The 8,643-nt window shown below is 49.8% G+C and carries 2 protein-coding genes; both read right to left on the minus strand.

The genetic code is table 11. The features are described 5' to 3' along the window. Positions 1 to 95: 95 nt before the first annotated feature. Entirely contained in the window at positions 96 to 7,466 is a 7,371-nt protein-coding gene (locus E1297_RS06345) for a non-ribosomal peptide synthetase (RefSeq protein ID WP_155135384.1), read from the minus strand. 109 nt (positions 7,467 to 7,575) lie between these two features. After that, entirely contained in the window at positions 7,576 to 8,280 is a 705-nt protein-coding gene (locus E1297_RS06350; RefSeq protein ID WP_155135386.1) for an HAD family phosphatase, read from the minus strand. Between the last annotated feature and the right edge of the window lie 363 nt (positions 8,281 to 8,643).

Raw genomic sequence — 8,643 nt, forward strand, 5'->3', positions numbered from 1 at the left:
GGCAGGTCGGGTTCGCCGGACGCTCACGCTGCATCTGGCACGAATGGCGGCAATTGCGGACATTGCCGACCCTAGCGGGTTATACAACTCTAAATTCAGCTAATGATTGCAGTCACTTGCGATGTATTACCATTTTTATAAGTTGTTTTCTTCATCCATTTCTTTATTAGAACAATTAATTGTAAATAATTTTTATCTGAAAAAATGTCGTAATGGGAACAATCTATGTTATTAACGTCTATGTTTTTAATATACTCACGCCACCCGTAGTAATTTTCAGTAAATAAATATCTTGTATCACAAGCTTTAACTAAAAGTGTTTTTGTTGTAATTTTCTCAAATATAGGTCTCCTCTTAAGTATTATTTTTGTATTATTTTTAATATTTTTTTGAAGTATATTCTCATTTATGTGGAAACCCTTTTTCGCTGAAATGTTATTACGTGAAATTTGTGACATGACATTCCTGATTGGATTGTCATTTGTTTTTTGAAGTACTTCATCGATTTCAGCATCCGTATAGGGCAATTGTCCGTTTCCTAAGAAGCCATGGAGCTTGTGTTTATAAGCATCACTAAGGATCGGCGTGTCGATAATGATCAACCCATTGACCTCTTTTTTTCGTTTAAGGAACCGTATAGTGGCGTCGTAGGCAATCATGCCGCCCATGGACCAGCCAAGACAAACAATAGGGCCGTCAATTTCTCTTGTGATATGTTCAACAAAACACTCAACCATTTCCTCATAGGTGGTAAACGGAAGCTGATCTGCTTCGTAGCCTCTGCATTGAACGCCGTAAATGTTACCAATATTCTTTAGCTCTTCGACGATCTCCATTTGCCCGTAGGCGAAACTCAAACCCGACAGAGGAGGAAAGCATATGATCGTTAAGGGCAAGTCTTGTTTTGCAAAGGGTATAAGCGGTGAATAGCATGTCTTTCCAGCATCAATCCTTGCACCCAATTGGCTTATAGATGGTGCATCAAAAATATCACGAGCTGATATGACGCTGCCATATTCCTCCTGCAACCGGCTCAGAAAATGGATTGACGTTAAGGAATTCATGCCAGCGCTGAAGAAATCTTCATCGCGGCCAATACTTCTAATCTGAATAGTTTCAAACAAGACGGATGCGATTTGTCGCTCGGTTTCGGTCTGGGGAGGTTGCAGGATTGCCTGACCGGCTGAAAATTGCGCATCTGGGAGTGCCTTGTGGTCAATCTTGCCGGACGGCGTCAGCGGCAACCTTGACAGGCAAATATAGCGGGACGGGATCATGTGCCCAGGAAGACGCTTTACCAGATCAACTCGGATGTTCCTGACCAACTCCGACGGCAATAGATTCCCTTGAGGAGAGTTGGTCAGTGACTGTAATCCGGTCGGCACGTCCGTGTTTGCCAGCCATCCTGTTAACTCTTCACGCTCCCGTCCGATGACAACATCAATATGTCCGGTAAGAGTGCTTGAAACCAGCAGGATTGACCGTTGGTTTTGATTGGCGAGACGGGAGAGTTGTTTCAAGCTTAGCGCGCTGATGTCAGCGTTTTTCCTATCCGTCTGGTATTCCGGCCTACTAGAAAGACTTGTACCACGCCAAACATGCAAGGCTGTTTCCAATCGCGGATCAAGAACTTTTCTCACACCCAATATCTCTCTTGGGTTTGCCCGTAAAACACTCTCCAGACTTGGCTGATATTCCGCTTCATAGGTGTTCAAATCCAGCCAAGTAACCTCGGTATCCGATAGCCAATTTGTATCACTCTTTGACAGTACAGCATCATATCTAAACAGCGCCATTTCTGTCTGACACTGATCTGCACGTGGCCGGATACCAGTAGCCTTGATGGAATCGTTGCGACATGCAAATGCCAAGAACCATGCTGGGTCCAGCAACAATTCTTTTTCCGATGACATTGAAGACACCAATCGGGATCTAATCTCCTGAGGATGTGCCTTTTTTTCTCCGGCTATCGCCATTTGAGCATGGAAACACTCAAGCAGCCGCAAATCACGCAAATCGCCTGCAAATATAACGCCCTGCTCATCCAGAAGCCCGAGCAAAGACTGCATGACCTTTGTCAAATAATTTTCATTTGGAAAGTATTGAATAACCGAATTCAGAATGATCAAATCGAACGAGGCAGCGGGAAACTGAGCGACTTCGTCGGCTCGAATCTGCAACAACTCTACATGACCCAGGACTGCGTTGCCCTCAGTCAGTTTTCGGCAACTTGCTAGAGCGTTTGCACTTATATCCGTAGCGATATACCGCTCGGCATCACTTGCAAGCCCTGATAATATCAACCCGGTTCCGCAACCAATCTCCAGTACCCGCCGATGTGGCAACTCCCGAAGGCGTTTCAAGGTGTTTGCGCGCCACTCGCGCATGGCTTCCAAGGGATATGGTTGTCCGGTGAAACTGCTGTTCCACCCCACGTAGTCGAGCCTGGTTTCCTCATCGAAGGCATGAGAGTTGTATGTGAACTCGTAGAGCGCGCGCCATGTTTCAACCCCGCTTTTATCCGCAATGCCAGGGTCCGGCGCTGTGTTGCCATCGCGAACAACATATGCCACCAGCTGTGGATCAGGGCTTGCATCCGTTTTTCGGCAGCAAACGGTAACCGCAACCTGAGCAATACCCTCCTGCGCACGCAGGCATTCTTCAATTTCACCGAGCTCCACGCGCATCCCGCGGATCTTGATCTGGCGGTCCTGCCGTCCTAGGTAATTCAACGTTCCGTCCGGCACCCAAGAGGCGATATCTCCTGTGCGGTAGAGGCGGCTCCCCGGCTCGGCCAGGAAAAAGTTGGCGATAAAACGCTCGGCTGTAAGCTGGGGGCGCTGCGCATATCCGCGAGAAATTTGCTGACCTCCAATCAACAATTCCCCAGCAATGCCGATGGGAACCGGATTGAGGTGTTTGTCGACCACATAGACCTGTGTATGCGGCACCGGCTTACCGATCGGAATGCTCGTTTCGTGATCCCGCGTCCTGTACTGCGTTGCATCAATTGTGGCTTCGGTTGGTCCGTACAGGTTATACAAAACACAACCACATCTAATCGTGTTGACCAGCCTATTGAAGCGCAGTGCCAGGCTCGGTGACAATGGTTCGCCACTTGCAAACACTGCCCGGAGTTTAAAAAGCCCCTCGGTAGTTTCTCTTCTTTTTATGAAGTCGAGATAATGCTCGAACAGACTTGGGACAAAATGCACCACAGTGATGTGGTAAATTTCCATGGATAAAGCGACGCACTGTGGGTCCCGATGTTCTCCGGGCGGCATCAGGGCAAGCCTCGCACCGTGACTGCACCACCAAAACAACTCCCAGACCGAAACATCGAAAGAATAGGGCGTCTTTTGCAGCACGGTATCGCCGGGTCCAATTGGACAAATGTCCTGCATCCAGTCAAGACGATAGGCAAGTTCCCGGTGGCCAACCATTACCCCTTTTGGCGTTCCAGTAGAGCCGGATGTGTATATGACATAAGCAAGAGATAGCGGGGTGGAGTCCGCCAGGACGTCGCCATACTTGATTGGCTTACTAGAGTGCATGGACACAGCTGCAGTCATATCCGCATCGTCGAGAAAAAAAATTGCCGCATTAGAATTGCAGTGGTGTATGTGCGGCTCAAGTCGGCGGCTTGTCAGGACCATGCATGCCGTGGCATCATGCAGCATGAAGCTCAATCGCTCTGCAGGCGCACTGGTATCAAGCGGTAAATAAGCCCCGCCAGCCTTGAAAATCGCCAAGAGCGCAACCAAAAGTTCAGCACTCCGCTCTAGGAGAACGCCGACAACACTTTCGGGCCCAACACCTTGTGTTATCAAATACCGTGCCAATCTGTTGGCGGCTGCATCAAGACCAGAGTAGGTCAGGGACTTGTCCCCCGCAAGAATTGCGACGGCCTCAGGAATCGCCTGCACTTGTAAGTCAAACAACGACTGAACGGGCTTGAGATTGTTGCAACCAATCGACGATGTATTGAAAGCCTCGACGACTTTTCGAGACTCAAAATATGAAAGAAGAGGTAAATCGAAAATCCGGGTATCCGGTCGGATTGCCGCCGCTTCAAGCAAACTTACGAACATGGCGGCCATTCGGCCAACCGTGCCCTCGTCGAAAAGATGTGTTTGATAAGAGAGGTACCCCTTTAGCTCACCATCCACTTCCTTCATGTTCAAAAAGAGTTCAAAGTTTTCGAAGCTTTTGTCCGTGTCTTCAAACGGTTTGGCAACAACCTCACCAAACCGGAGCTCTTGCTCGGGACCCGGGGTGTTTTGAAGAGTCAAGACCACTTGCACCACGGGAGCATGGTGTGTGGCACGGGTCGGCACTACCTGGTTAACAACAGCTTCAAACGGTGCAGCATGGGAGAAGCTGTCCAGCACCATTTTTCGGGTTACCAATAGTTGCTCGCCAAATCTCCGCTCCAAATCGACATTGTTTCGCAAGGCGATTGTATTAGCAAAAAAACCACAGACGTCTTCAAATTCCAAACGTGGCCGGTTCGCGACCGCTGTGCCTATAACAACGTCCTCACCAGCCCCCAGCCTTGAAAGCAGTACCGCAAATGCTGTCTCCAACACTATGAACAAGGTTGTTTCATACTTGAGAGCAACTGCCTTCAATGACAGTAGTTTGGACGTCGAGATTGAAATTGAAACTGAATGCCCCCTATAGTCAGTTTCTTTCGATCGGGGCCGGTCAAATGGGAGCTGGATCGCGTCTGGCATTCCAGAAAGAGTATCTTTCCACCAAGCCAATTCCTTCTGAAGCCGGTCTTCGGAGAGAATTTGACGTTGCCAGACCGAATAGTCTGCATATTGGAACGATAGCTTCGGAAAGGCAGGGCCATGACCGCAATAAAGACACTTAAAAATCGCTGCCAAATCCTGCAGCAACACGTTGGCAGACCAGCCATCCAGGATGATGTGGTGGCCAATAAAAACCAACAGGCTCTGCAAATTTGTAACCGGAAACAGGTAAATTTTGAACAAGGGGCCAGCTTCCAAATCGAGCTCGATCTGTTGCAAGGCTTCAATTCTTGCCTTGGCCAGCTCTATTCCCAGCATCATCCCGTTATTCTCAATTTCGAAAGGCAGGGTATATGTCGCCATCGGCTCAATGATCTGAAGCAGTTTTCCCTGTTCTGCGCAAAAATGCGATCGAAGCGCCTCGTGGCGATTGGCCAGAATGGATAGCGCTTCTTTTAAAAGCGGGATGTTCAATGCGCCGGACAGGTTCAAAGTAAAAACTTCATTGTAGGAAAGCCCGACGCGCTTATCGAGCTTGTCCAAAAACCAAAGCCTTTCCTGCTGGTAGGAAGCCGGCACGGGCTTGGATCTGTCTGCCAAAGGAATAGGTTCCGCGTGGAGCGGCATATTCTTGTCAAGGGCAAATGACTTAGCGAAGTCATCTAGCGTTTCAAGACCGTAAACGGTCTGCAGATCGACCGTGCGGCCCGTCGCAGCCTGCAGCCTGTTCAAGACGCGGGCAAATTGAAGTGAATCCAGACCGAACGATTGCAGTGGAGTGGATGGAGTCAGCTTTTCGGCTGAAATGCTGCAAAAATCCGAGAGAACTCGCACGATAGCTTGACGGATGCCGGGGTATCCGTTGACGCTTTCATCAAACCGAAAGGATTCATGATACGAAAATGCCGCTTGCTCTCCAGCAGGCTCAATAACATTCTCATTCAAACCGGATCTGAACTCCACTTTGGCAACCTCCGAAAGATTGCCGCTCAAGAACAATTCCCTTGCACGTGAACGTTGCAATTTTCCCGACGTTGTCCGAGGCAGACTGGCTGGCCGGATGAACACAACCGTTTCAACCGAAACGTCATGTTGTTCCAGAATGGCAAGACGCATCGTTTGTGCCACTGCGTCTGCATTATACCGGCGTAGCGCCGAACGGCTGAGTTCATGGACCAGAACCAGTTTTTCGCCGCCGTCGCCTTCGACCCCGAAGGCAATCGTCCGGTCATGGCCGAGCAGCGGATCGCTGTCATTGGCGATGATTTCCAAATCCACTGCATAATGGTTCTGGCCCCGGACAATAATCATTTCCTTGATCCGGCCGAGTACATAAAGCCCGCCGTCAATCAGAGTGCCCAAATCCCCGGTACGCAGCCACATTCGCCCGCTGGCATCGCCTTTAAGCCGTGCGCAGAACACCTCTTGCGACAGTTTCGGTTTGTTCCAGTAGCCGGACGCAACACATGGTCCCGATATCCAAATCTCCCCGACGGCACCATCTTCGAGACGTAAGAAGGTTTCCGGGTCGGCAACGGCGATCTCATGGCCCTCCATGACAGTGCCACAAGACAGTACGGACTGGCTTTGGCTCGTTTGAAAGTCCTGTTCTCGTTTTTCTGAACGCTGTCCGGCCAAAACATGACGCGGGTAATTGTGCTGTTGCCAGTGCGGCGCTTGGTCATTCCCGGAAAGCGCAGAACAGCTTGTCAAAACGACCGTTTCAGCCATTCCGTAAATCGGCCGGAAACTCCGGCTCTTAAAACCGGCAGGTCCGAACTTCTTGGAAAAGGCCATAAGGGTATCAAAGCGAACAGGTTCAGCACCGTTAAACGCGTGTTTCAGTGCAGAGAAATCGAGTGTGTCTACCTCATGATCCGCTACCGCATCACAGCACAGCTGCCAGGCAAAATTCGGCGCCGTCGTGATGGTGGCTTTTTCCCCGGAAAGAACCCGAAGCCAGCGCAGCGGGTTTTGAATAAAACTTGCCGGGCTCAAGTGATGTGCGGGTATGCCAGCGTAGAGCGGATACAAGATCGTCGCAACCAAGCCCATATCATGATAGGGAGGCAACCAATTGACAGTCCCATCTGTTTCGGCAGCTGGAACATTTTTGTCGTAGCCCAAAATGAGATGAATTTGGGCAAGGTTTTCTAAAACGGCCCCATGCGAAACCATCACTCCTTTTGGGGCTCCGGTCGTACCAGATGTATATTGAAGGAAAGCGATGGCATCAGGGTTTACGGCAACCGGTTGCCAATCACCGGGACGCTCGCTGGTGATCTCATCAACCGCTAAAAATGACAGTTCCTTGCTAGCATGGGCCCACTCTTCAAGCTGCTTTTTCTGAGCGGATAGGCACACAACCGTGGTCGCACCGGCATCTGCAAGAATGGCTTCGAGCCGCGCCATGTGTTTGGCATTGCGTGGCGGATAGGCCGGGACCGCAATCACACCCGTTAACTGACAGGCAAAAAACGCCGCTATATAGTCCAGACCCGGCGGGCACAGGATCAGTGCCCTGTCTCCCGGTTCAAGCGCTTCCTGCAGCCTTGCTCCGATCCCTTCTGACCGCCGGTAAAGGCCGCCACAAGTTAGTCCGGCACACCGGGCTGGCCGAGCATCGGGAAAACTGTGGAACCGGTAAATCACCCGGTCAGGCGTGTCTCTGGCCCGCCGGATAAGAAGCTCGCCTAGGGACAACGGCATTTTAATGTGCTCGCACACGGTCCGCCCTTCAACGAATTGGCTGCGGTTGGAGACACCATGGATTGCTCATAGCTTAGACCAGCTATTCAAAGCATCGGAAGAACCTTGGTCAGTGGAAAATATCGGAAAGGAGCTGCGGCAAACCATACATGCTGGTGAAGGGCATTGCACCTTCACGCTCCAGAGAAACCCTGTCGCTGGCCGTGTCACCAACATAGGCGAAACACGGCATGTCCGCAGCCAAAGCAGCCTTGACCCCGGGGACGCTATCTTCGATCACGATGCAATTGCCTGGAGGAGTCCTTAACCTGCTTGCCGCATACAAAAAAACATCCGGAAACGGCTTGCCTCGCAAGCAGTCTTGCGCCGAATAGATATTCCCTTCAAATCTGTCGAGCAGGCCCGAACTCTTAAGGACCAGTCGCAGCCTTTTGTAATGACCGGAGGATGCGACACAGTATGGTATTTTGTTTGCCTCTAGGTAATCCAAAACCGAAAAGACGCCATCTATTGCAGAGACACCGGAAGCAAAAACCTCCGTAAAGCGGCGAAGGACAACATCAGGCCAATCGTCAGGCAAGCGCCTTTCGATTAGTTTTTCAACTGAAAGCCGCACCGATTTTATGGAACTTCCTGAAAAACGCTTCTGGCAATCAACGCTGGTTATCGGGTAACCAAGATCTGTAATAATCTCTGAAAGACACTTGCTGGCAATTTTTTCTGTATCCACCAAAACACCATCGCAGTCAAAAATTACCAACTGACAATCTAAAACATGTCTGACGTCATCATGTTGATGCGAACACTCTATCATATCAGTCAACCATATTTATTTATATTGATATAGATAATTAATGCACATGACTGAACAAGACAGTAATTATGAATAAATGGAAAGGGTTACGATATTTATGCAGAAAATCGTCACAAAACTCGTCCCATTCAGATTTTCAAAAAACTATTTGCTATACGCATATTTTGACGAGCGCTTCCGCAAATGGCACTGAACTCGCAGTCAACAACCGGATCCGTGTGAACACAGTATTGATGCATCGTACCTCCGCCGCATCGGTCAATGCTGCACTTCGAACGAATGGCAGCTTTCCTGTGTGCAGCGCAACAATCCAAACCGAACCCGAATGTCGGTTAGGGTGAAGGTTTTTCGATGCGGGCCGCG

It is taken from the genome of Roseibium sp. RKSG952, from assembly GCF_009711355.1.